Below are 22,016 nucleotides of genomic sequence, written 5' to 3'. Positions count from 1 at the left end.
CGGTGATGCGGTTGCTGGCCGCCCCAGGTCCGAAAGAAGCGTCCGCCCTCAGGGGTTCGCGGCTTTGAGATCGCGCGGCGTGCTTCCGAAGCGCCGACGGAAGGCGGTGCTGAAGACCGACGCGTTGGTGAAGCCGCACCGGTACATAATCGTCGCGATGCTGTCGCCGGAAGGTACCGACAACTGGCGATGCGCTCGGTCGAGGCGCGCGTCGCGGATCGCCGCCGCCACCCCCTCGCCATCGGCGAAGGCGGCGTAGAGACGGCTGCGGGAGACGCACAACGTCCGGCACAGGGCGTCGGGACCGAATTTCGGATGGTGCAGGCTGCGCTCGATGTGCACCGCGGCCAGTGACCGCAGCGCGGTCGCCCTGACGTCGCCCGTCGGAGCGCCCACCAAACCACGAAGCAGATGGAGGGTGCCCTCGTTCGCGATGCCGGCCTCGGCCTCCGTCATGCCCGGCACCAAGGCTGCGTAGGACCGCAGATAGGTCGCGAACAGTGCATTGAGGGGGCTGCGGCCGATCAGGCGCCCGGCATAGGCGTCCGGCTCGCCGATATGGGCCTTGAAATCCGCACGTGTCGCGCTCAGCCGGATTTCCTCGTAATCCTCGTAGGCCCCGATCAGGAACGGACGTCCGGAGTCGGTGATGCTGATGTCGCCGGGAGACATCCGCCCGCCGCGGGTCCCCTGGGCGACATACTGATTGCCGCGCAGGACGAGGGCGATTGTGATGGTGTCGCGCCCGTCCTGGCGGACATGGCGCGCCGAGCGCTCGACATCGACCCGCGGGCCTTCGGTGTGCAGCAAGGTGCCGTGGGCCGTCACAGCGACGAGGCGACTGGCTGCGAACGACCGCCGTTCCTCGACCCCAGCGATGGAGACGCCGGACATGGCCAGCGCCGTATCGCACCAGAACTCGAACGCTCGCTTCGACTCGACTTCGGCCGTGCTCTGCCTCAGCGTTTTGACGCGGTGGCGCTCGGTCAATCCATGCTCCTTGATTCAGATGCTTGCGGATCGGGACTTGCTCCTTCTGCAAGGTATGCCTGTTTGCCGGATAGCAAGACTTCGAAGTCGGTATTTTTCCTCTGTGTCCAAAAGGCGCGCCGCGTCGACGCGGGACGATAAAGCAGGTCGATGGTGGAGCAGGCACGTGTGAACGGAAGCGTCGCAGACAAGATCAGCTTCGGTCGATCGACTGACTTGAGGCGGACGTCCTCTCTTCAGCCAGAACGGCGCGCGCAGTTGGGTCGAGTCGCCCGCGGGTGGGCCTTCTGAATGTCAACGACGATCCGCAAGCGGATCCCACTCTTACATTTGACGTCCAGGAGCGGACCGGCGGTAATCCACCCCGGGCGGCCATTCCGCCCGGCCCGACGCAACCCTTCACAGCCGGCCATGCGGACCTCGAGAACGGACGGATGTCCCGCCGCTCCTGTGGCTGTGATGCGCCCAGCTGCCATTCGACGAGCCTCGCATCCCGGATGCGGATAGTCCGGCAGCCGCGGTGGCCTTTCGACGGCCCTGTCCAAACGCCGCGTCGGCGGAGCGCGGCCTCCTGAGGCTCTGCCGATCGTATCACACGGTGATGAGGCTCGCCTCGGATCCGGCCCAGGAAGATGGAGATCAGGTCCGACAGACGGCTTACGGCGCAGGGCAGGCCGGGGCAGCGTCGGCAGCGTCGAGGACCGGGGGTTCCTGAAGCCCGTCAGCACAGCCGATCGGACGCGTCCGGGAGCCGTGCTGCCCCTCGGGTGACACGGTGCACGGTCTATCGGACATAGCCTCCGATACCGCCTGATGACTGGAGGAGCACCGAATTTTCCAGTCGCCTGCTTGGTTCGCAGCTATCCGACGTTCTCGAATGCCCCCGATCGACGCGCCAGGATCTCCGCGGGGCCGCTGAAAACGGCTGAAACACTGTCATCCTGCCATCAAGATGGCCGATCCATAAGGCCCGGCCGCAACGTCGCGGGCTGGGATTCGAGGGTGATGGACGGCGGGACCCCGACGGTCAGAGAGGTGGCGGCGCGGGCCGGCTGCTCCATCGCTACGGTCAGCCGCGTCGCGACGGGCAACGGCCCTGTGAGCGAACCCATGCAGAAGCGCGTGGTGCAGGCGGCGCTGCAACTCGGCTTTCCCCTGTCGTCCCCCCGCGACGACCGGCGCGCCGTCCTCGGCGTTCTCGTACCGAGCCTGACGAATCCCGTCTTCGCAGGCGTCGTGGCCGGCGTGGAGCAGGTGGCTCAGGCGAACGGCCTGTCGGTCATCCTGGCGCAGACGCATTACGACACCGCCCGGGAGGTCGGCATCGTGGCGGCCCTCATGGCGGACTACCCGACCGGACTCGTCATGACGGTCTGTGATCCGGCCACAAGCGAGGCCCTGGCGCAGGTTGCCCGTCAGCGGCTTCCCGCCGCGACCGTTTACAACGAGAACGTCCCGGCCGGACTCGGCGCCGTTTCCATCGACAACCGGGCGGCGATGCGGCGACTCACCGAGGAGCTGATCAGGCTCGGCCACCGGTCGATCCTGTTTCTGGGCGGGCGCTTCGCCTCCTCCGACCGGGCGGCCCGCCGCCACGCGGGCTATCGCGACGCGATGGCGGCCGCGGGACTCCCAGCCCTTCCGTCTCAGGAGGTCGACTTCGTCGACGCGGCCGAGGATGTCGACCTGTCGCCGGCCTTCCAGGCGCATGCGCCGAGCGCCATCGTCGTCTCGAACGATCTTCTGGCCGTCACCGTCATCGCGTCCCTCAGACGGATGGGCCTGCGGGTGCCGGAGGATGTCTCGGTGACGGGCTTCGACGGCATCGACCTCGCCCGGCACATGTCGCCGCGGCTCACCACCATCGTCCAGCCCTCGCGGACCATGGGCGTGCTCGCCGCCTCGATGGTGCTCGGTATCGCCCGGGCCGGGCGCGCGCCCTGCCGCTTGCGCGCGGATTTCAGCTTCACCCCCGGCGAGACCATCGCTCCGGTCTGCCGGGATCGGCGCTTCTTCTCCTCCCTCAACGCAGCGTGATCGATCCAGCCATGATCCTCAAAGGCACCCTCGCCAGCCTCGCGGTTTTCGCCGGGCTTGCCTTGGCCCCTGCCAACCCGGCGCAGGCCGCAGACGTGATCTGCTACAATTGCCCCCCGGAATGGGCCAATTGGGGCCAGATGCTGACCGACATCAAGACCGATCTCGGCATCGATATCCCGGCCGACAACAAGAATTCCGGCCAGGCGATCGCGCAGATCATCGCCGAGAAGGCGAGCCCCATCGCCGACATCGCCTATCTCGGCGTCAATGCCGGCATCGCCGCCGCCGGCCAGGACCTCGTGCAGGCCTGGAAGCCCGCACGCTTCGACGCCATCCCCGAGGGGCTGAAGGATCCGCAGGGCCGGTGGTGGACGGTTCACCAGGGCACCCTGGGGCTCTTCGTCAACGTCGATGCGTTGAACGGCGCCCCTATTCCCGCCTGCTGGGCCGACCTGAAGAAGCCGGCCTATGACGGCCTCGTCGCCTATCTCGATCCGACCTCGGCCGCCGTCGGCTACGTCTCCTCGGTCGCGGTGAATCTCAGCCTTGGCGGCAGCCTCGACGATTTCACCCCGGCCATCGCGTTCTTCAAGGCGCTGGCCAAGAACAACGCCATCGTCACCAAGCAGACATCCTATGCCCGTGTGGTCTCCGGCGAGATCCCGATCCTGCTCGATTACGATTTCAACGCCTACCGGGCGAAGTACACCGAGAAGGGCCGGTTTGCCTTCGTGCTCCCCTGCGAGGGCAGCGTGAGCTTCCCCTACGTCATGACCCTGGTGAAGAACGCGCCGCATGCCGAGAAGGCGCAGAAGGTGCTCGACTATCTCCTCTCCGACAAGGGGCAGGCATTCTGGGCGCGGGCCTATCTGCGACCGGCCCTGCCGATCGCCATGCCGCAGGACATCGCCGACAAGTTCCTGCCCGCGAGCGACTATGCCCGCGCCAAGGCCGTCGATTGGGGCAAGGCGCAAGGCGCGCAGAAGGCCTATTCCGAACGTTACCTCGCCGAAGTCCGATAACGGCGACCGCAGCCTTTCCGCCATCGCGGCGAAGGCGAAACGATCCAGGGACGCACGGATACCGCGCGGCGTTCCGCGCCCCTGGTGCCGCTTCCTTCGCGATGCCGGCATCGCCCCTCCCAGCTTGCCCCGAGAGACCCCGTGCGCACCCGGCGCTTCGACCTGCTCCTGATCCTGCCGCTCGCGATCTTCACGCTCGCGTTCCTCCTCCTGCCGCTGGCGCGGCTGGGGGTGACGGCGGCCGGGGGCGAGCGGGGGGCGATGGCCTTCCTGGCCATCCTCACCGAGCCTCGCTACCGCACGAGCCTGATCGCGACGCTCCTGCTCGCGCTGGCGACCACCGCCGCCACGCTGGCCATCGCGACCGTCGCCGCGCAGACCCTCGCGAACCGGCGCTTCCCCGGCCGGGGGCTGCTCCTGTCGCTCCTGACCTTCCCGCTCGCCTTCCCCGGCGTCGTCGTCGGCTTCCTGGTGATCCTCCTCGGGGGACGGCTCGGCCTCGTCGGCAGCGTCACGAAGGCGGTGGCCGGCACGAACGTCGTCTTCGCCTATTCCCTGACCGGGCTGTTCCTCGGCTACCTGTATTTCTCCGTGCCACGGGTCCTGCTGACCCTTCTGGCGGCGGCGGAGAAGCTCGATCCGGCCCTCGGGGAGGCCGCCCGCTCCCTCGGGGCCGGGCCATTGGCGATCCAGCGGGACGTGGTGCTGCCCGCCCTGTTTCCGGCGCTCTACACCGGCGGCGCCCTCTGCTTCGCCACCGCCATGGGGGCGTTCGGAACCGCTTTCACCCTGGCGACCAACGTCGATGTGGTGCCGATGCTGATCTATACTGAGTTCACCCTGGCCACGAACGCCGCGATGGCGGCGGCGCTCTCCATCGCGCTGGGTGTTGTCACGTGGCTGGCTCTGATGCTCGCCCGCCTGCGCGCCACGGGGGCTTGAGATGGGCCGCCGCTGGACGACGTGGACGGGGATCGGCCTCACGGCCCTCCTGATCCTGTTCCTGACCCTGCCGGTGCTCCTGTCGATCGTGGCGGGGCTCAGCGTCAACTATGCGCGGGGCCTCTCCGCCGGCCTGACCCTCACCTGGGTCGTTCAGGTCTGGGACCTCTACGCTGACACGATCCTGCGCAGCCTGATCGTCGCGGCGGCGACGCTGGTGTTGACGCTGCTGATCGGGGTTCCGGGGGCCTATGCCCTGATCAGGCGGGGTGGGCGCGTGGCCCGCCTCGTCGAGGAGGTTGTCACCCTGCCGGTGGCCATTCCGGGGCTCGCCCTGGCGCTGGGGCTGATCATCACCTACGGCGGATTCGGGACCTTCCGTCAGTCGACCCTGTTCATCGCCGTCGGCCACGTCCTGTTCACGCTGCCCTTCATGCTCCGCGCGGTGATGGCCGTGCTGGAGACCATCGACTGGCGGGTGCTGGACGAGGGGGCGGCGAGCCTGGGCGCCCCGGCCTGGCGGCGGTTCGTCGATGTGATCCTGCCGAATATCCGCGAGGGCATCCTCGCCGGATCGCTCACCGTGGTGACGCTCTCCGTCGGCGAGTTCAACCTGACCTGGATGATGCACACCCCGATGACCAAGACCCTGCCGGTCGGTCTCGCGGACGCCTACGCGTCGATGCGCCTGGAGATCGCCTCGGCCTACACCCTCGTCTTCCTCGTGATGATCGTTCCCCCGCTCGTCGGCCTGCAGATGGTCGCGGGCCCCAGACGCGAGCGCCTCGGACCATGACCCTCACGGCGAACGCCGCCCCTCCGCGCGGTGCGGCCATCACGGCGCGCGGCCTCAGCAAGTCCTTCCACGGCACCACCGTCCTGCACCCGACCGACCTGCACGTCCCGGCCGGCGAGATTCTGGTGCTGCTCGGGCCCTCCGGCTGCGGGAAGACCACCCTCCTCCGCCTGATCGCCGGGCTCGAGCGGCCGGACGGGCCGGACATGCTCCGGTTCGACGGGGAGGACGTCTCCGCGCTACCGATCGAACGGCGCAATGTCGGGATGGTGTTCCAGTCATACGCCCTGTTCCCGAACATGACGGTCGCCGAGAACGTGGCCTACGGCCTGAGAGTGCGCGGGATGCCCTCGGCCGAGCGAAAAGCGGAGGCCGCGCGCCTGCTCGCGCTGGTCGGCCTCGAGGAGCACGCCGGCAAGCGGATCACGGCGATCTCCGGCGGGCAACGGCAGCGTTGCGCGCTCGCCCGCGCGCTCGCGATCAAGCCGCGCGTCCTTCTCCTCGACGAGCCCCTGGCGGCCCTCGACGCGGTGCTGCGGGAGCGGCTCCGGGCCGAGATCGGCTTGCTGCTGCGGGAGTTCGGCATCACGGCCGTCTACGTGACGCACGATCAGGCCGAGGCGATGGCCATCGGCGACCGGATCGCCGTCATGCAGGCGGGCAGGATCGCGCAGATCGACCGGCCGGAGGTCATCTATCACCGGCCCCGGAACGATTTCGTCGCCGATTTCGTCGGCACGATGAACCGCCTCGCCGGCCCGGTCCGCGAGGGCCGCCTCATCCTCGACGGGGGTGATGAGACACGGGCGGACCTGCCGGCCGGTGGGCCGGACCGACCGGCGATCCTCTGCTTCCGCCCCGAGGCGGCGCGCCCCCACGCCGGGCCGGGCGAGGAGGCCATCCGCGCCCGCATCACCGCCACCACCTTCTTCGGCGCGACACAGCGGCTCCTCGTGGAGGTGGCCGGGCAGCCGTTGCGCCTCGATCTGCCCTCCGGGCTGGCCTTCAGCCCCGGCCAGCTCGCCGCCTTCACCATCGAGGGCGCTGCGCTCCTGGAATTCCCGCGGACCGTCTGACCATGCTCATCGCCCAGATCTCCGACCTCCATATCCGGCCGCGTGGGGCGCTCGCTTACGGTGTCTCGGCGACGAACCTGTTCGCCGAGCACGCGATCCATGCGCTGCTGCGCCTTGCGCCGCGGCCGGATTGCGTGCTCGTCAGCGGCGACCTCACCGATTGCGGCCTGGACGAGGAATACGCCCTCCTCCAGGAACTGTTCGCCCGGCTGCCGATGCCGGTCTTCGCCGTGCCCGGCAACCACGACCGGCGGGAGCCCTTCCGCCGCACCTTCGCCGGAGGCGGCTACCTGCCTGCGGCGGGCTACCTCAACTTCACGGTGGACCGGGGGCCCGTCCGGATCGTCGGCCTCGACAGTCTCGTGGCGGGCGAGAGCCATGGCGCGCTCGCCCCCGAGACACTGGATTTTCTCGATTCGGCCCTGGCGGCCCGGCCGGAGGCGCCAACCCTGGTGATGCTGCACCACCCGCCCTTCGCGACCGGCATCGGCCACATGGATGCCCTGCGCCTCTTCGACGGTGCGGCCGAACTCGGCACCCTCGTCGCGCGGCATCCCCAGATCGCGCGGATCCTGTGCGGCCACGTCCACCGCTCGATCCAGACCGTGTTCGGCGGGCGCACCTGCCAGATTGCCCCCTCGGTTGCCCACCAGGTCGCCCTGGACCTGCGGCCCGACGCCCCCTCGTGCTTCGTGCTGGAGCCGCCGGGCTTCCTGCTCCACGCCGTGACGGATGGCGCCGTCGTCACCCATGCCGCGACGGTCGATCGTGCCCCGGGGCCGTTCCCGTTCATCTTGCCGGCCGATTACCCTGGCCAAGCCCGTCGAGCCGAGCCGGACGCAGGGGCGATCCGACCCTGATCCCGGGGTCCATCCTCGCGGAGGGCGGACGGATCGGGCGTGGCGACTGGGTCAATAGCGTCAGAGCCGCTCCCGCCATCCGAGCTAAAGACGCCGACAGGGGACCGGCCATACGCGTCGGATCGGGCGGCGCCAACGGGCATCATCCTCGCGCCGCGCATCGGTATGGGGTGGCAGCTATATGACGCGCCATGCACTGCCTGCGGCCGCCTGTGACGGCGATCATGGCAGCGGGTTGAAGCAACGACCCGATCCACCAGGATGGCGGATTCGGAACGCGAGCCTTGTCAGTGATGCACGGAGAATTTGGCTGGGGCGCCAGGATTCGAACCTGGGAATGGCGGTACCAAAAACCGCTGCCTTACCACTTGGCGACGCCCCAAGACACGCGGTCGCTGTCTAGACGGCGGCGCCCCGCCTGACAAGCGGTTCGCCGGGCGCCTCAGCGGTGTTCCAACACACCGTCGATCCGGCGGGGCAAGCCCAGCGGATTATCCCCCTGGAGCGCGGGCGGCAGCAGCGCATCCGGGACGTCCTGATAGCTCACCGGGCGCAGGAACCGGTCGATCGCGAGGCTGCCCACCGAGGTCGTGCGCCCGTCCGAGGTCGCCGGATAGGGGCCACCATGCACCATGGCGTGCGCAACCTCGACGCCCGTGCCGAATCCATCCACCAGGATGCGGCCGACCCGCCGCTCCAGGAGGGGCAGCAGGGCGCGCGCATCCGCGTGATCGGCCGGGGCGAGGTGGAGCGAGGCGGTGAGCTGGCCCTCCAGATGCTGCAGCACCGCGCGCATCGCCGCGAGATCCGGGCAGCGGACGACCAGCGCCGAGGCGCCGAACATCTCCTCCTGCAGGGCGGGATCCGCCAGGAAGGCTTCGGCCTCCGTGGCGAACAGGGCGGCGCGCCCCTGGGTCGCCGTGCCCTCCGGCCCTTCCGCCAGCAGGGTGACGGCGTTGTGATCCGCGACCCGGGCGACGCCCTCGCGATAGGCCCGCTTGATGCCCGGGGTCAGCATGGTGGCGGCCGCACTCTCCTTGAGCGCCGCCGTGGCGGTCTCCAGGAAGGCGTCGAGGCCCGGTCCGGGCTGGGCCAGGATCAGGCCGGGATTGGTGCAGAACTGGCCCGCGCCCAGGGTCAGCGAGGCCGCAAAGGCCCTTCCGATCGCCGCACCGCGTTCGGCAAGAGCGCCGGGGAATAGGAGAACCGGGTTGATGCTGCTCATCTCGGCATAGACCGGGATCGGGTGCGGGCGCCCGGCGGCGATCGCCATCAGGGCCGTGCCGCCCCGTCGCGAGCCGGTGAAGCCTACGGCGGCGATCCGGGGATCGGCCACCAGCGCCTGCCCGATCGACTGGCCGGCATCGAACAGCAGGGAGAAGACCCCCGCCGGCAGGCCGCAGGACGCGACCGCTTTCTGGATCGCGCGCCCGACCAGCTCCGAGGTGCCGGGATGGGCCGGGTGCGCCTTGACGATCACCGGGCAGCCCGCCGCCAGCGCCGAGGCGGTGTCGCCCCCCGCCACCGAGAAGGCCAGTGGGAAGTTCGAGGCCCCGAACACCGCCACCGGCCCGACCGCGATGCGCCGCAGGCGCAGGTCCGGGCGCGGCAGGGGCTTGCGGTCCGGCAAAGCCGGGTCGATGCGGGCCTCCACGGCGCTGCCCTCGCGCACCACGCCGGCGAACAGGCGGAGCTGCCCGGCGGTGCGGGCGCGCTCGCCCTCGATCCGCGGGCGTGGCAGCCCGGTCTCCGCCATGCAGCGGGTGACGAGTTCGTCGCCGATCTCGAGGAGGTTGGCCGCGATCGCTTCGAGGAAGCGGGCCCGATTCTCCGGATCGGTCTCGCGGTAGGTGTCGAAGGCTGCCTCCGCCAGGGCGCAGGCCCGGTCGAGATCGGCGCGGCTGGCGCCCGGGAAATCGGGCTCCAGGGCCGTGCCGGTGGCCGCTTCCACGGCCCGGAAGGAAGCTTCGGTGCCGCGCCGGGCCTCGGCGCCGATCAGGTTCTCGCCGCGCAGGGTCATCGCGTGGTCCATCGGCTGGTCCTCTTCGTCTCGCTGCGGGGCCGGCGGATCAGGTCCGCTGCGCCGCCTGGGCCTTCTCGCGGATCGCCGCGAGGGTCATGGTCGGGGTGAGCGCCTCAGGGTCGACGCGGCAATGGATCAGCGCCGGCAGGTTTGAGCCGAGGCTGCGCTCGAAGGCGGGGGCGAAATCCTCGGTGCGTTCGACGGTCTCGCCATGCCCGCCGCAGGCCCGGGCGAGGGCCGCGAAATCGGGATTGCGCAATTCGGTTGCCGAGACCCGGCCGGGATACTCGCGCTCCTGGTGCATCCGGATCGTGCCGTACATGCCGTTGTCGAGGACAACCACCACGATGGGCACGTCGTACTGCACGGCGGTGGCGAATTCCTGCACCGTCATCATCACGTCGCCGTCGCCGGCGAGGGCCACGACGATCCGCTCGGGGTGGCTGCGCTTGGCCATCACGGCGGCCGGCAGGCCGTAGCCCATGGAGCCCGACGTCGGCGCGAGCTGCGTGCCGAAGGCGCGGAACCGGTAGTAGCGGTGGATCCAGGTGGCGAAGTTGCCGGCGCCGTTGCAGATCACCGCGTCCGGCGGCAGACGCTCGCGCAGCCACGTGATCGCCTGACCGTACTGGAACGCCCCCGGCTTCGGCTCCGGCGTCTCCGACCACGCGCGGTAGGCGGCGTGGGCCGCGGCGGCACGGCCCGAACCGGTCGGCGCGAAATCCGGCAGGGCCGCGCAGAACGCCGCCGGGCTCGCCTGGATCGCCAGGGTCGGCTGGTAGACCCGGCCGAGTTCCGCCGGGTCAGGGTGGACATGGACCAGCGGCAGGCCGGGATCAGGGATGCCGAGCAGGCCGTAGGATTGCGCCGGCATCTCGGACAGGCGCCCGCCCACCATGAGCAGCAGGTCGGATTCCTTGATCCGGGCGAGGAGGGCCGGGTTCGGGCCGATCCCCAATTCGCCGGCGAAGTTCGGGTGGTCGGCGGGGAAGAGCTGCGCCCGCCGGAACGAGACCGCCACCGGCACGTCGTGGCGCTCCGCCCAGGCGGCGAAACCCGCGCAGGTCTCTCCGCTCCAGCGCGAGCCGCCGAGCAGCGCCACCGGGCGCCGCGCCTCCGCCAGCATGGAGCGCAGGCGCTCCGCGTCGGCCTGGGACGGGGCGGGCTCGGCAGGCTCTACTCGAGGGGCGTCGCCAACCGCCGCCACGTCGTCCAGCATGTCCTCCGGAAGGGCGATCACGACCGGGCCGGGCCGGCCCTGCATCGCCACCCGGAAGGCCCGGGCGAGGATCTCCGGGATGCGGGCCGCATCGTCGATCTCCACGGCCCATTTGGCGACGCCGCCGAACATCTGGCGGTAATCGATCTCCTGGAACGCCTCGCGGTCGCGCATGCCCCGGGCGATCTGCCCGACGAACAGGATCATCGGCGTCGAATCCTGGCGGGCGATATGGATGCCCGCCGACGCGTTGGTGGCGCCGGGGCCGCGCGTGACCATGCAGATCCCCGGGCGTCCGGTCAGCTTGCCGGCGGCCTCCGCCATGATGGCGGCACCGCCCTCCTGCCGGCAGACCAGCACGTCGATGCCGCTGTCGCGCAGGGCGTCGAGGACCGCGAGGTAGCTCTCGCCGGGGATACAGGTGACGCGCTCGATCCCCTGCGCGAGCAGCTGGTCGACGAGAATCCGCGCGCCGGTGCGTGGGGGCAATCCGCTCAAGCCGTCCTCCCTGGCGATCCCGCCGTGCGGCCCTTGGCCGTAAAGGCCCATGATCCGGTTTGAGATACCGGTGATATCTCAGTTGAGGATAGTAGCCCGCGGGTCGCCGTCAACCTGTCAGACGAGCGGCCGGCGGTCGAGGGCCCTGCGCGTCATCTGATCGAGAAAGTCGAACAGGGTCCCGATACTGGCAACCGCCGTCTCGGCGTCGCGCGCCACCACGCCGGCCACGATGCCCGCGTGGATCCGGGCGCAGTCGAGGAAGCTCGCGGTCGGCTCGTAGGTGTACCAGAAGCGCCGGGACTGGGCGTGGAGCGCCGCCATGGTGCTGGTCAGCGTGGCGTTGTGGGCGGCGTTGACCATCGCCTCGTGCAGCACACGCTTGGTCCGGAAATAGGTCTCCCGGTCCCGGGCCCCGGCGGCGGTGAGCAGCCCGGCAACGCCCTTTCCCAGGGCGGCGAGATCCTGGTCCGTGCCGCGCGCGATCACGCAGCGCGCCACCGTCTCGTCCAGGGGGCGCCGGACCTCGAGGAGTTCGAGGTGCGTGATGATGTCGACGGGCGTGACGAGGACGCCGCGGCGCGGATGAACCTCGACGAAGCCGATGGACTTCAGCCGGGCCAGCGCCTCGCGGACCGGTGTGCGGCCGAGTGCCAGTTCCTCGCCGAGCTCGCCCTCTGACACCATCGCGCCGGGGGCGAGGCGGCGGCTGATGATCATCTGCTCGATGGCGTCGTAGGCGGTCTCCGCGAGGGAGCGCGGCCGTTCCGCCACGGTGAGGCCATTCAGGCCCGATCCTGCCGACACAAGTTTCGCTCCAGACAATAGACGCGCCGCGGGCTTCAAGACTTGTCTGACGCCAGACCGAGGCATTGACAATGGCGAGGAACCGCGTGCTACTCAACCCCTGAGATATCAGTCGGCGCTCACGCCGGTTCCTGGGAGCCGTGCAGAGGAGCGACACGGCCACCAGGGAGGATGAGCGGATGTCGGGCCTGTCGCAGGAGACGCGCGCCAAGCTGAAGACCGTCAGCACGGCGACGCTGATGACCGCCCTGTACAAGCGCGGCTTCCGCAATCAGATGATCCAGGGCGTCCTGCCCCTGAAGAAGGGTGGCCCCGTCATGGTTGGCGAGGCCTTCACGCTCCGCTACATGCCGGCCCGCGAGGACTTGAACCCGATCACCGTGTTCCGCGACCGGGCGCATCCGCAGCGCAAGGCCGTGGAGGAATGCCCGCCCGGGGCCGTGTTCGTGATCGACAGCCGCAAGGATGCCCGCGCCGCCTCCGCGGGCTCGATCCTGGCGACGCGGCTGATGGTACGCGGCTGCGCCGGCCTCGTGACCGACGGCGGGTTCCGCGATGCCGACGAGATCGCCGCCCTCGACATGCCGAGCTACCACGCCCGCCCCTCGGCGCCGACCAACCTCACCATCCATCAGGCGATCGACATCAACGTGCCGATCGGCTGCGGCGACGCCCCGGTCTTCCCGGGCGACGTGATCGTGGGCGACGGCGACGGCGTGGCGGTGATCCCTGCCCATATCGCCGACGCGATCGCCGACGAGGCGGTCGAGATGACGGCCTACGAGGATTTCGTCACCGAGGAGGTCCGCAAGGGCCGCTCGATCCTCGGCCTCTACCCGGCGACCGACGAGCAGAGCCTCGCCGACTTCGCCGCGTGGCGGACGCAGACCGGCCGCTGAGCGCAGACCCCGTTCGCGGGCGCAGACAGGCACGATCAGAACAAGGAGGGCGCCATGGCGGCGGGCATTCCAGCGGTCGCGGCATCGCCGGAGATCGAGCGGCGGACCATTTCCAGGGTCTCGTGGCGGCTCCTGCCGCTGATCGTGGTGGTCTATTTCGTCGCCTACATGGACCGGACGAATGTCGGCTTCGCCTCCTTCGGGCTGAACCGGGAGTTCGGCTTCTCGGCGACGCTCTACGGCTGGGGCGCGGGCATTTTCTTCCTCGGCTACTTCCTCTTCGAGGTGCCGAGCAACGTGCTCTTGGAGCGCACCGGGGCGCGGATCTGGATCGCCCGGATCATGATCACCTGGGGGCTGATCGCGGGCGGCATGGCGTTCATCGCCGGGCCGATCAGCTTCCTGGCGATGCGCTTCCTGCTCGGCGTCGCGGAGGCCGGGTTCTTCCCGGGCATGATCCTGTACTTCACCTACTGGTTCCCGCGGAAATACCGGGCCCGGGTGGTGGCGGCCCTGTTCCTGGCGGTGCCGGGTTCGAACGCCCTGACGGCGGTGATCTCCGGGGCGCTGCTCCAGCTCGACGGGGTGCTCGGCTTCCACGGCTGGCAATGGCTGTTCATGGTCGAGGCGGTGCCCGCGATCATCCTCGCCTTCGTGGTTCTCGCGATGATGACCGACCGGCCCGCCAAGGCGACATGGCTCGCCGAGGACGAGCGCCGCTGGCTGGAGGACACGCTGGAGGCCGAGCGCCGCAGCACCGTGAAGGCGCATGGCCACTTCACACTCAGGCAGGCGCTGACCGATTCCCGGGTCCTGACCCTGGCGGGGATCTACTTCACCATTGTCACCGCGACCTACGGGATCACCTTCTTCCTGCCGCCGATCCTCAAGAGCCTGAAGCTCACCGACTGGCAGACCGGACTCGCGACCGCGGTCCCGTACATCGTCGGCACCATCGGCATGGTCTCGTGGAGCTGGTCCTCGGACCGGCGCAACGAGCGGCGCTGGCACTTCGTCATCGCGGCGATCGTGGCCGCCATCGGGTTGATCGCCTCAGGTCCGCTGCTCGGCAGCCTCTGGGCGCTCGTGGCGATGTCGGTGGCGACGGTGGGGCTCTACGGCACCAAGCCGGCCTTCTGGCCCCTGCCGGCGGAGTTCCTGTCGGGATCCGCGGCGGCCGGCGGCATCGCGCTGATCAACTCGATCGGCAATCTCGGCGGCTTCGTCGGCCCCTACGTCCTGGGCTGGCTGAAAGACACCACCGGCACCTACGAGGCCGGCCTGTACTTCCTGGCGGGCTGCGCCCTCGCCTCGGCGGCCCTCGCCTTCGCGACGATCCGCGGGCAGGCTACCGCCGTTGACACGGCCGGCGCGGTCCGCCCCGCCCGCCCGAACGCGTGAGACCGGAGAGATCGCGATGACCGCCCACAGAAAGACCCTGGGCGAGCTGCGCAGCCAGCGCTGGTTCGGCGCCACCGACCTGCGCAGCTTCGGCCATCGCTCGCGCATGCTCCAGATGGGCTACGAGCGCGCCGACTTCAGCGACAAGCCGGTGGTCGGCATCATCAACACCTGGAGCGACATCAACCCCTGCCACCAGCACTTCAAGGCCCGGGTCGAGCACGTGAAGCGCGGCGTCTGGCAGGCGGGGGGCTTCCCGATCGAGCTGCCGGCGCTGTCGCTGTCCGAAAACTTCGTGAAGCCAACCACGATGCTCTACCGCAACCTGCTGGCCATGGAGGTGGAGGAGCTGCTGCGCCAGCACCCCGTGGACGGGGCGGTGCTGATGGGGGGCTGCGACAAGACCACGCCCGGCACCGTGATGGGCGGCATCTCGATGAATCTGCCGATGATCTTCCTCCCGGCCGGGCCGATGATGCGCGGCCATTCCGGCGGGACGATCCTCGGCTCGGGCTCCGACGTGTGGAAGTACTGGGCCGAGAAGGAAGCCGGGAATATCACCACCCAGGAGTGGAACGACATGGAGGCGGGCATCGCCCGCTCGGCCGGCACCTGCATGACCATGGGCACCGCCTCGACCATGACGTCGATCGCGGAGGCGATGGGGCTCACCCTGCCGGGCGCGGCCTCGATCCCGGCGGCGGATGCCGACCATCCCCGCATGGCCGGCGCCTGCGGCCGGCGGATCGTCGAGATGATCTGGGAGGACCTGAAGCCCTCCGACATCCTCGACCGGCGCTCCGTCGAGAACGCGCTGGTGGTCCACAACGCGCTCGCCGGCTCCACCAACGCGATGATCCACCTCGTCGCCATGGCGGGCCGGGCCGGCATCCCGGTCAAACTCACCGAGTTCGACGACTTCGCTCAGAAGGTGCCGGTGATCGCGAACCTCCGGCCCTCCGGCCAGTGGCTGATGGAGGATTTCCACATCGCGGGCGGGATCCGGGCGCTGATGGCGCGGCTCACCCCCCTCCTCCACCTCGACGCCCGCGCGGTCAGTGGGGGCACGATCGGCGACGGGCTCGCCGGCATCCGGGTCTACAACGACGACGTGATCCGCCCGCTGGACCAGCCGATCGTCGCCATGGGCGGCACCGCGATCCTCTACGGCAACCTCGCCCCCGACGGCTGCGTGATCAAGCCGCCGGCCGCCGACCCGCGCTTCCTCCGGCACACCGGCCCGGCTTTGGTGTTCGACGATTACGATTCCATGAGCGCCGCGGTGAACGACCTCGACCTCGACGTGACGCCCGACCACGTGATGATCCTGCGCAATGCCGGCCCGATCGGCGGCCCCGGCATGCCGGAATGGGGCATGCTGCCGATCCCGAAGGTGCTGCTGAAGCAGGGCGTGCGCGACATGGTCCGCATCTCGGACGCGCGGATGAGCGGCACGAGCTACGGCGCCTGCATCCTCCACGTCTCGCCGGAATCGGCGGCCGGCGGGCCACTCGCGGCCGTGCGCAACGACGATCTCATCACGATCGACGTGCCCGGGCGTCGCATCCACCTCCATCTCGACGATGCCGCGATCGCCGAGCGCGTGAAGGCGTTCCGCCCGCCGGACCGGGCCTATCCGCGGGGCTACAACCGACTCTTCGCCCAGCACGTGCGGCAGGCCCATGAGGGCTGCGACTTCGATTTCCTCGAGGGGGCGGGTGGCATACCCGAACCCGAGATCCACTAACCGGCGCGACACGACGCCGGGCGTATCCCCAGGGAGAACACATGGCGATGATCGCACGCAGGGGGCTGCTCGCCGGGGCAGCCCTCATCGGTGCCGCGCGGGCGGCAGGGGCGGGCTGGGAGCCGTCGCAGCGGGTGCCGGACCCGGCTGTTGAAATCCTTGATCCGGCCTTCGCCAAGTACCGCCTCGCCTCCGCCACTGTGGAGCGTGTCGCCACCGGCTTCCGCTGGGCCGAGGGGCCGGTCTGGTTCGGCGATATGGGATCGCTGCTGTTCAGCGACGTGGTCAACGACCGGATCATGAAGTGGGAGGAGGCCTCGGGCACGCTGTCGGTGTTCCGCAAGCCGTCGAACTACGCCAACGGCAACACCCGCGACCGGCAGGGGCGGCTGATCACCTGCCAGCACACGACGCGCAGCGTCACCCGCACCGAGCACGACGGGTCCATCACCACGCTGATGGACCGGTTCGACGGCAAGCCGCTGAACTCGCCGAACGACGTGGTCTGCCACTCCGACGGCGCGATCTGGTTCACCGACCCGGCCTTCGGACCGAACCCGCACGAGTCGATGGCGGCGCCTGAGCTTCCGGGCAACATCTATCGGATCGATCCGAGGACCGGGCAGGCCGGCGTCGCGGTCGAGGGCGTGGCGGGGCCGAACGGGCTTTGCTTCTCGCCGGACGAAACGAAGCTCTACGTCATCGAGGCCCGCGCGAAGCCCAACCGCCTGATCCGCGTCTACGACGTGGTCGAGAACGGCACCAGGACCGCCAACGGCCGTGTCTTCTTTGACGCCGGCACCGGCACGCCGGATGGGTTCCGGGTCGATGTCGACGGCAATCTCTGGTGCGGCTGGGGGATGAGCGAGGCCGAGGACGGGGTGCTGGTGCTCTCGCCGCAGGCCATGCCGATCGGCCGGATCCGCCTGCCCGAGCGCTGCGCCAACCTGTGCTTCGGCGGGCGCAACCGCAACCTGCTGCTGATGGCGGCGACGCACTCGGTCTACGCGCTGTACGTGAACACGCGGGGCGCGGGGACCTGCTGAAAGCGGTCTTTCACGAGCCGGATCGTACATACCCCCACGAGCGGCGAGAAACACACGATCGCCGTCACACGCACTTCATCGCGTGTTGGTGATCTTGCCAACATGCGCGTCCGGTAGCATCCTGTCCCGTCATGAAGGCCGAGCTGCTGCTCAGGGAGAGGATCGCGATCATCCCTGAGCGGTCGTTTGCCGAACTCGTGGTCTGGAACGTGCCGACACCCGTCCGCGAAAGTGCTCACGGCTTCAAATACCGGCTCGCGTTCGTCGTCGATGGCGTGTGCGTGCTCCGCTACGACAACGAAGCCGGAAAGGGCGACCATAAGCATATTGGAGGACTGGAGATCCCCTATCGCTTCACCAGCCCCGAGACCCTGCTGGCCGATTTCTGGGCCGATGTCGAACCCTGGAGACAGCCATGAGGACCGTCACGATCGGCGTCTCTTCAATCGAGGAAACCAGCGCCCGCGCCCTGGCGGCGTTCCGGGGCGAGATGCAGGGCGCATTCATCTCCTTCCCCACCGTCGAGGGCTTGTGGACGGTGCTGACCCCCCGACGCTGGGCGCTGCTCCAAGCTCTTGCCGGCCGGGAACCCATGTCGCTGCGCGCCGTAGCGCGGTTGCTCGACCGGGACGTGAAGAACACGCATGCCGACGTGCACGCGCTCCTGAATGCCGGCATCCTCGATCGCACGGATGATGCGCGGATCGTGTTTCCCTACGATTCCGTGCATGTCGACTTCACGATCGGGAAGGCGGCTTGAAGCTCCTTCGTCCCGCCCTGTTCCCACCCGTCCTTGCGAGCGGAGCGAAGCAATCCCGGTGGCGCCACGCCGACCGATGTCGCGCTGCCCTGGGTCGCTTCGCTGCGCTCGCGATGACGGCGGTGCCCGCTACTCCGCGGCCTCCGCCAGATACCGCACCGGGTCGTAGTTCAGGATCGGCCCGAGCCAGCGCTCGACCTCGCGGACATCCATCCCCTTGCGGGCGGCGTAATCCTCGACCTGATCCCGCTCCACTTTGGCGACGCCGAAATAGTGCGCCTCCGGGTGGGCGATGTAGATCCCCGACACCGAGGAGCCCGGCCACATCGCGTAGGACTCGGTGAGCTTCACGCCGATGCGGCTCTCGGCCTTCAGCAGGTCGAACAGAGTCGTCTTCTCGGTGTGGTCGGGCTGGGACGGGTAGCCCGGGGCCGGGCGGATGCCGTCGTACTTCTCCAGCGCCAGCTCCTCGGGGGCGTAGGCCTCCCCGGCCGCGTAGCCCCAGAACTCCTTGCGCACCCGCTCGTGCATCCGTTCGGCGAAGGCCTCGGCGATGCGGTCGGCGAGCGCCTTCACGAGGATCGCCCGGTAATCGTCGTTCGCCCGCTCGAAGCGTTCGGCGATCCGCACCTCCTCCAGGCCTGCCGTGACCACGAAGCCGCCGACGTAATCGGCAATGCCGGTCTCGGAAGGCGCCACGAAGTCCGACAGGCAGGTGTTCGACCGCCCATCGCGCTTGGAGAGCTGCTGGCGCAACCCGTGGAAGGTGGCGAGACGCTCCGACCGGCTCTCGCCGGTGTAGAGCACGATGTCGTCGCCGACGCTGTTGGCTGGCCAGAAGCCGATCACCGCCTTCGGGTTGAACCAGCGCTCCGCCACGATCTGCTTCAGCATCTCCTGCGCGTCCTCGTAGAGGGCGCGGGCGGCCGGGCCCTGCTCGGGATCGTCCAGAATTGCCGGGAAGCGGCCCTTGAACTCGTAGGTCTGCAGGAACGGCGTCCAGTCGATGTAGGGGACGAGGTCGGCGACCTCGTAGGAGCCGTAGATCCTTGTGCCGGTGAAAGTCGGCTTGGCCGGCTGGTAGCCCGACCAGTCGATCTTGAAGGCGTTGGTCCGCGCCTTGGCGAGCGGCAGCCGCTGCTTGTCGAGTTCCGAGCGCTTGTGGGCGTCGGCGACCTTGGCGTACTCGGCCCGGACCTTCTCGATCGTGGGCCCACGGGTCTCCTTCGAGATCAGGCTCGACACCACGCCGACTGCACGGCTCGCGTCGGTGACGTAGACCGCCTGACCCTTGGCGTAGGCCGGGTGGATCTTCACCGCCGTGTGGACGCGGCTCGTGGTGGCGCCGCCGATCAGCAGCGGCACGTCGAACCCTTCGCGCTCCAACTCGCCCGCCACATGGACCATCTCGTCGAGGGACGGGGTGATCAGGCCGGACAGGCCGACGATGTCGACCTGCTCGCGCTTGGCGGTTTCCAAGATCTTGGCGGCCGGCACCATCACGCCGAGATCGATGATCTCGTAATTGTTGCAGGCCAGCACGACGCCGACGATGTTCTTGCCGATATCGTGGACATCGCCCTTCACGGTGGCCATCAGCACCTTGCCGGCGGCCTGGCGCTTGCCGTCGCCGCCGTTGGCGCGCTTCTCCTCCTCCATGAAGGGCTCGAGATAGGCCACCGCCTGCTTCATCACGCGGGCGGACTTCACCACCTGCGGCAGGAACATTTTTCCTGAGCCGAACAGGTCGCCGACCACGTTCATGCCGGCCATCAGCGGGCCCTCGATGACGTGGAGCGGGCGCTCCACGCCCTGACGGGCCTCCTCGGTATCGGCCACGATGTACTCGGTGATGCCGTTGACCAGGGCGTGCTCGATGCGCTTCGCGACCGGGGCCTCGCGCCAGGACAGGTCGGCGGTCTTGGCCTGCGCCGAGGCGCCGGTCTTGAACCGCTCGGCCGCCTCCAGCAGGCGTTCCGTGGAATCGTCGCGCCGGTTGAGGACCACGTCCTCGCACAGCGCGCGCAGCTCCGCCGGGATCTCGTCGTAGACGGCGAGCTGGCCGGCATTGACGATGCCCATGTCCATGCCAGCCTTGATGCAGTGGAACAGGAACACCGCATGCATCGCCTCGCGCACCGGCTCGTTGCCACGGAACGCGAAGCTGAGATTCGAGACGCCCCCCGAGATGTGGGCGTGCGGCAGGGTCTCGCGGATCGTGCGGGTCGCCTCGATGAAGGCCACGCCATACGGGTTGTGCTCTTCGATACCGGTGGCGACCGCGAAGATGTTCGGATCGAAGATGATGTCCTCGGGTGGGAAGCCGACCTGCTCGGTCAGGATCCGGTAGGCCTTGGTGCAGATCTCGACCTTACGCTCGTAGGAATCCGCCTGCCCCTGCTCGTCGAAGGCCATCACCACCACCGCGGCCCCGTAGGAGCGGCAGACCTTGGCGGCCTCGATGAATTTCTCCTCGCCCTCCTTCATGGAGATCGAGTTCACGATCGGCTTGCCCTGGATGCACTTCAGCCCGGCCTCGATCACCTCGAACTTCGAGGAATCGACCATCACGGGCACCCGGGCGATGTCGGGCTCGGCGGCGACGAGGTTCAGGAACTCGACCATCGCCTTCTGCGAGTCGAGCAAGCCCTCGTCCATGTTGACATCGATCACCTGGGCGCCGGCCGCCACCTGATCGCGGGCGACGTCGAGCGCCGCCGCGTAGTCGCCGTTGGTGATGAGCTTGCGGAACTTGGCCGAGCCGGTGACGTTCGTGCGCTCGCCCACGTTCACGAACGGAATTTCCGGCGTGAGCACGAAGGGCTCGAGGCCCGACAGCCGCATCAGGCGGGGGATCTCGGGGATCGGCCGCGGCGCCTTGCCGGCGACCGCCTCCGCGATGGCGCGGATGTGGTCCGGCGTGGTGCCGCAGCAGCCGCCGACCATGTTGACGAGGCCGGATTCGGCGAACTCGCCGACCAGCTTGCCCATCGCCTCCGGGCTCTCGTCGTAGAGGCCGAACTCGTTCGGCAGGCCGGCATTCGGGTAGGCGCAGACCAGCGTGTCGCAGATCCGCGACAGCTCGGCGATGTGGCCGCGCATCTCGCGGGCGCCGAGGGCGCAGTTGAGGCCGAAGGTCAGCGGCTCGGAATGGCGCAGGGAGTGCCAGAAGGCCGCCGGGGTCTGGCCCGACAGGGTGCGGCCCGAGAGATCCGTGATCGTCCCGGAGATCTGGATCGGCAGCCGGATGCCGGTCTCGTCAAAGACCTGCCACGCCGCCGCCACCGCGGCCTTGGCGTTGAGCGTGTCGAAGATGGTCTCGATCAGGATCAGCTCGGCGCCGCCGTCGATCAGGCCGCGGACCTGCTCGACATAGGCCTGCTTCACCTGATCGAAGGTGACGGCCCGGAAGCCCGGGTTGTTCACGTCCGGCGAGATCGACAGGGTGCGGTTCGTCGGGCCGATGGCGCCGGCCACGAAGCGGCGGCGGCCGTCCTTCTCCTCGGCGAGCTTGGCGGCCTCCCGGGCGAGCCGCGCGCCCTCGGCGTTCAGCTCGTGGATGATCGGCTCCATGCCGTAATCGGCCTGGGCGATGGTGGTGCCCGAGAAGGTGTTGGTCTCGCAGACGTCGGCGCCGGCCAGGAAATAGTCGAGGTGGATCTGCCGGATCGCGTCGGGCTGGGTCAGGATCAGCAGGTCGTTGTTGCCCTTCTGGTCGTGGCCGTGATCCTTGAACCGGTCGCCGCGAAAGTCCTCTTCCGAGTACTTGAGCCGCTGGATCACGGTACCCATCGCCCCGTCGAGGACGAGGATCTTCTCCGCCGCGCGCTGGCGCAGGGCCTTGGCGATCTCGGTGCCGTCGACGGGGGCAAAAGCGGTCATCATGCGTC

Annotated in this window: 17 protein-coding genes and 1 tRNA gene; 12 read left to right on the top strand and 6 right to left on the bottom strand. The window is 69.2% G+C overall.

Annotated elements, in window-relative coordinates; genetic code table 11:
* Window positions 1-48: 48 nt before the first annotated feature.
* Entirely contained in the window at window positions 49-990 is a 942-nt protein-coding gene (locus tag MKK88_RS28945; protein ID WP_244006070.1) for a helix-turn-helix domain-containing protein, read from the bottom strand.
* Window positions 991-1,995: 1,005 nt separating this feature from the next.
* Here MKK88_RS28945 and MKK88_RS28940 point away from each other — a divergent pair.
* The 6 genes from MKK88_RS28940 (at window position 1,996) to MKK88_RS28915 (ending at window position 7,726) form a co-directional block, all read left to right on the top strand.
* Entirely contained in the window at window positions 1,996-3,027 is a 1,032-nt protein-coding gene (locus MKK88_RS28940; RefSeq protein ID WP_244006068.1) for a substrate-binding domain-containing protein, read from the top strand.
* A gap of 11 nt (window positions 3,028-3,038) precedes the next feature.
* Window positions 3,039-4,052, top strand: coding sequence for an extracellular solute-binding protein (locus MKK88_RS28935; protein WP_244006066.1), 1,014 nt, complete (start codon window positions 3,039-3,041; stop codon window positions 4,050-4,052).
* Between the two features lie 141 nt (window positions 4,053-4,193).
* A complete protein-coding gene (locus MKK88_RS28930) occupies window positions 4,194-4,994 on the top strand; it encodes an ABC transporter permease subunit (protein WP_244006064.1) in 801 nt (266 codons plus the stop codon).
* A gap of 1 nt (window position 4,995) precedes the next feature.
* The gene (locus MKK88_RS28925) at window positions 4,996-5,790 is read left to right on the top strand and encodes an ABC transporter permease (RefSeq protein WP_244006062.1); all 795 of its coding nucleotides are present in this window, start codon (window positions 4,996-4,998) and stop codon (window positions 5,788-5,790) included.
* Window positions 5,787-6,866 carry an ABC transporter ATP-binding protein gene (locus tag MKK88_RS28920; protein WP_244006056.1) on the top strand — a complete coding sequence of 360 codons (1,080 nt, stop codon included), beginning with the start codon at window positions 5,787-5,789 and terminating at the stop codon, window positions 6,864-6,866. The genes MKK88_RS28925 and MKK88_RS28920 overlap by 4 nt, the downstream gene beginning before the upstream one ends.
* Before the next feature lie 2 nt (window positions 6,867-6,868).
* The gene (locus MKK88_RS28915; protein ID WP_244006054.1) at window positions 6,869-7,726 is read left to right on the top strand and encodes a phosphodiesterase; all 858 of its coding nucleotides are present in this window, start codon (window positions 6,869-6,871) and stop codon (window positions 7,724-7,726) included.
* Between the two features lie 307 nt (window positions 7,727-8,033).
* Here the strand turns inward: MKK88_RS28915 and MKK88_RS28910 are convergent.
* From MKK88_RS28910 to MKK88_RS28895, 4 genes are all read right to left on the bottom strand, one after another.
* Window positions 8,034-8,108 (bottom strand) — tRNA-Gln (locus tag MKK88_RS28910).
* A 60-nt stretch (window positions 8,109-8,168) separates the two neighbouring features.
* Window positions 8,169-9,746 (bottom strand): aldehyde dehydrogenase (NADP(+)), encoded by a 1,578-nt coding sequence (locus MKK88_RS28905; protein WP_244006259.1) that lies wholly within the window; start codon window positions 9,744-9,746, stop codon window positions 8,169-8,171.
* A gap of 49 nt (window positions 9,747-9,795) precedes the next feature.
* Window positions 9,796-11,466, bottom strand: coding sequence for a thiamine pyrophosphate-binding protein (locus MKK88_RS28900; protein ID WP_244006052.1), 1,671 nt, complete (start codon window positions 11,464-11,466; stop codon window positions 9,796-9,798).
* A gap of 117 nt (window positions 11,467-11,583) precedes the next feature.
* Window positions 11,584-12,273, bottom strand: a complete 690-nt coding sequence (locus tag MKK88_RS28895) for a GntR family transcriptional regulator (protein ID WP_244006051.1) — start codon at window positions 12,271-12,273, stop codon at window positions 11,584-11,586.
* Window positions 12,274-12,452: 179 nt separating this feature from the next.
* On the opposite strand from MKK88_RS28895, the gene MKK88_RS28890 reads away from it, so the two are divergent.
* The 6 genes from MKK88_RS28890 (at window position 12,453) to MKK88_RS28865 (ending at window position 18,126) form a co-directional block, all read left to right on the top strand.
* Window positions 12,453-13,172: a ribonuclease activity regulator RraA gene (locus MKK88_RS28890; RefSeq protein ID WP_244006049.1), complete on the top strand. Its 720-nt coding sequence runs from the start codon at window positions 12,453-12,455 to the stop codon at window positions 13,170-13,172.
* Between the two features lie 54 nt (window positions 13,173-13,226).
* Window positions 13,227-14,573: an MFS transporter gene (locus MKK88_RS28885; protein ID WP_244006042.1), complete on the top strand. Its 1,347-nt coding sequence runs from the start codon at window positions 13,227-13,229 to the stop codon at window positions 14,571-14,573.
* Window positions 14,574-14,589: 16 nt separating this feature from the next.
* Window positions 14,590-16,320 (top strand): L-arabinonate dehydratase, encoded by a 1,731-nt coding sequence (gene araD / locus MKK88_RS28880; RefSeq protein ID WP_244006041.1) that lies wholly within the window; start codon window positions 14,590-14,592, stop codon window positions 16,318-16,320.
* Between the two features lie 41 nt (window positions 16,321-16,361).
* Window positions 16,362-17,366, top strand: a complete 1,005-nt coding sequence (locus MKK88_RS28875; RefSeq protein ID WP_244006039.1) for an SMP-30/gluconolactonase/LRE family protein — start codon at window positions 16,362-16,364, stop codon at window positions 17,364-17,366.
* A gap of 131 nt (window positions 17,367-17,497) precedes the next feature.
* Window positions 17,498-17,785, top strand: a complete 288-nt coding sequence (locus MKK88_RS28870; RefSeq protein ID WP_244006038.1) for a DUF6516 family protein — start codon at window positions 17,498-17,500, stop codon at window positions 17,783-17,785.
* Window positions 17,782-18,126, top strand: coding sequence for a helix-turn-helix domain-containing protein (locus MKK88_RS28865; RefSeq protein ID WP_244006036.1), 345 nt, complete (start codon window positions 17,782-17,784; stop codon window positions 18,124-18,126). Before MKK88_RS28870 ends, MKK88_RS28865 begins: the two co-directional genes overlap by 4 nt.
* A gap of 129 nt (window positions 18,127-18,255) precedes the next feature.
* Here the strand turns inward: MKK88_RS28865 and metH are convergent, their stop codons facing one another.
* Window positions 18,256-22,008: a methionine synthase gene (metH, locus tag MKK88_RS28860; protein ID WP_244006257.1), complete on the bottom strand. Its 3,753-nt coding sequence runs from the start codon at window positions 22,006-22,008 to the stop codon at window positions 18,256-18,258.
* Window positions 22,009-22,016 lie beyond the last annotated feature (8 nt).

Source organism: Methylobacterium sp. E-005, assembly GCF_022829725.1.
Lineage (GTDB): Bacteria > Pseudomonadota > Alphaproteobacteria > Rhizobiales > Beijerinckiaceae > Methylobacterium.
The sequence above is the reverse complement of the archived record's forward strand: the minus strand, read 5'-3'. Positions and strand labels throughout refer to the sequence as shown.

What these genes read in the sequence shown, in the direction of transcription:
- MKK88_RS28905 (WP_244006259.1), bottom strand. Translation starts at nt 9,746, where the DNA reads ATGACCCTGCGCGGCGAGAACCTGATCGGCGCCGAGGCCCGGCGCGGC.
- MKK88_RS28935 (WP_244006066.1), top strand. Translation starts at nt 3,039, where the DNA reads ATGATCCTCAAAGGCACCCTCGCCAGCCTCGCGGTTTTCGCCGGGCTT.
- MKK88_RS28865 (WP_244006036.1), top strand. Translation starts at nt 17,782, where the DNA reads ATGAGGACCGTCACGATCGGCGTCTCTTCAATCGAGGAAACCAGCGCC.
- araD (WP_244006041.1), top strand. Translation starts at nt 14,590, where the DNA reads ATGACCGCCCACAGAAAGACCCTGGGCGAGCTGCGCAGCCAGCGCTGG.
- MKK88_RS28915 (WP_244006054.1), top strand. Translation starts at nt 6,869, where the DNA reads ATGCTCATCGCCCAGATCTCCGACCTCCATATCCGGCCGCGTGGGGCG.
- MKK88_RS28875 (WP_244006039.1), top strand. Translation starts at nt 16,362, where the DNA reads ATGGCGATGATCGCACGCAGGGGGCTGCTCGCCGGGGCAGCCCTCATC.
- MKK88_RS28920 (WP_244006056.1), top strand. Translation starts at nt 5,787, where the DNA reads ATGACCCTCACGGCGAACGCCGCCCCTCCGCGCGGTGCGGCCATCACG.
- MKK88_RS28940 (WP_244006068.1), top strand. Translation starts at nt 1,996, where the DNA reads ATGGACGGCGGGACCCCGACGGTCAGAGAGGTGGCGGCGCGGGCCGGC.
- metH (WP_244006257.1), bottom strand. Translation starts at nt 22,008, where the DNA reads ATGACCGCTTTTGCCCCCGTCGACGGCACCGAGATCGCCAAGGCCCTG.
- MKK88_RS28870 (WP_244006038.1), top strand. Translation starts at nt 17,498, where the DNA reads ATGAAGGCCGAGCTGCTGCTCAGGGAGAGGATCGCGATCATCCCTGAG.
- MKK88_RS28890 (WP_244006049.1), top strand. Translation starts at nt 12,453, where the DNA reads ATGTCGGGCCTGTCGCAGGAGACGCGCGCCAAGCTGAAGACCGTCAGC.
- MKK88_RS28885 (WP_244006042.1), top strand. Translation starts at nt 13,227, where the DNA reads ATGGCGGCGGGCATTCCAGCGGTCGCGGCATCGCCGGAGATCGAGCGG.
- MKK88_RS28925 (WP_244006062.1), top strand. Translation starts at nt 4,996, where the DNA reads ATGGGCCGCCGCTGGACGACGTGGACGGGGATCGGCCTCACGGCCCTC.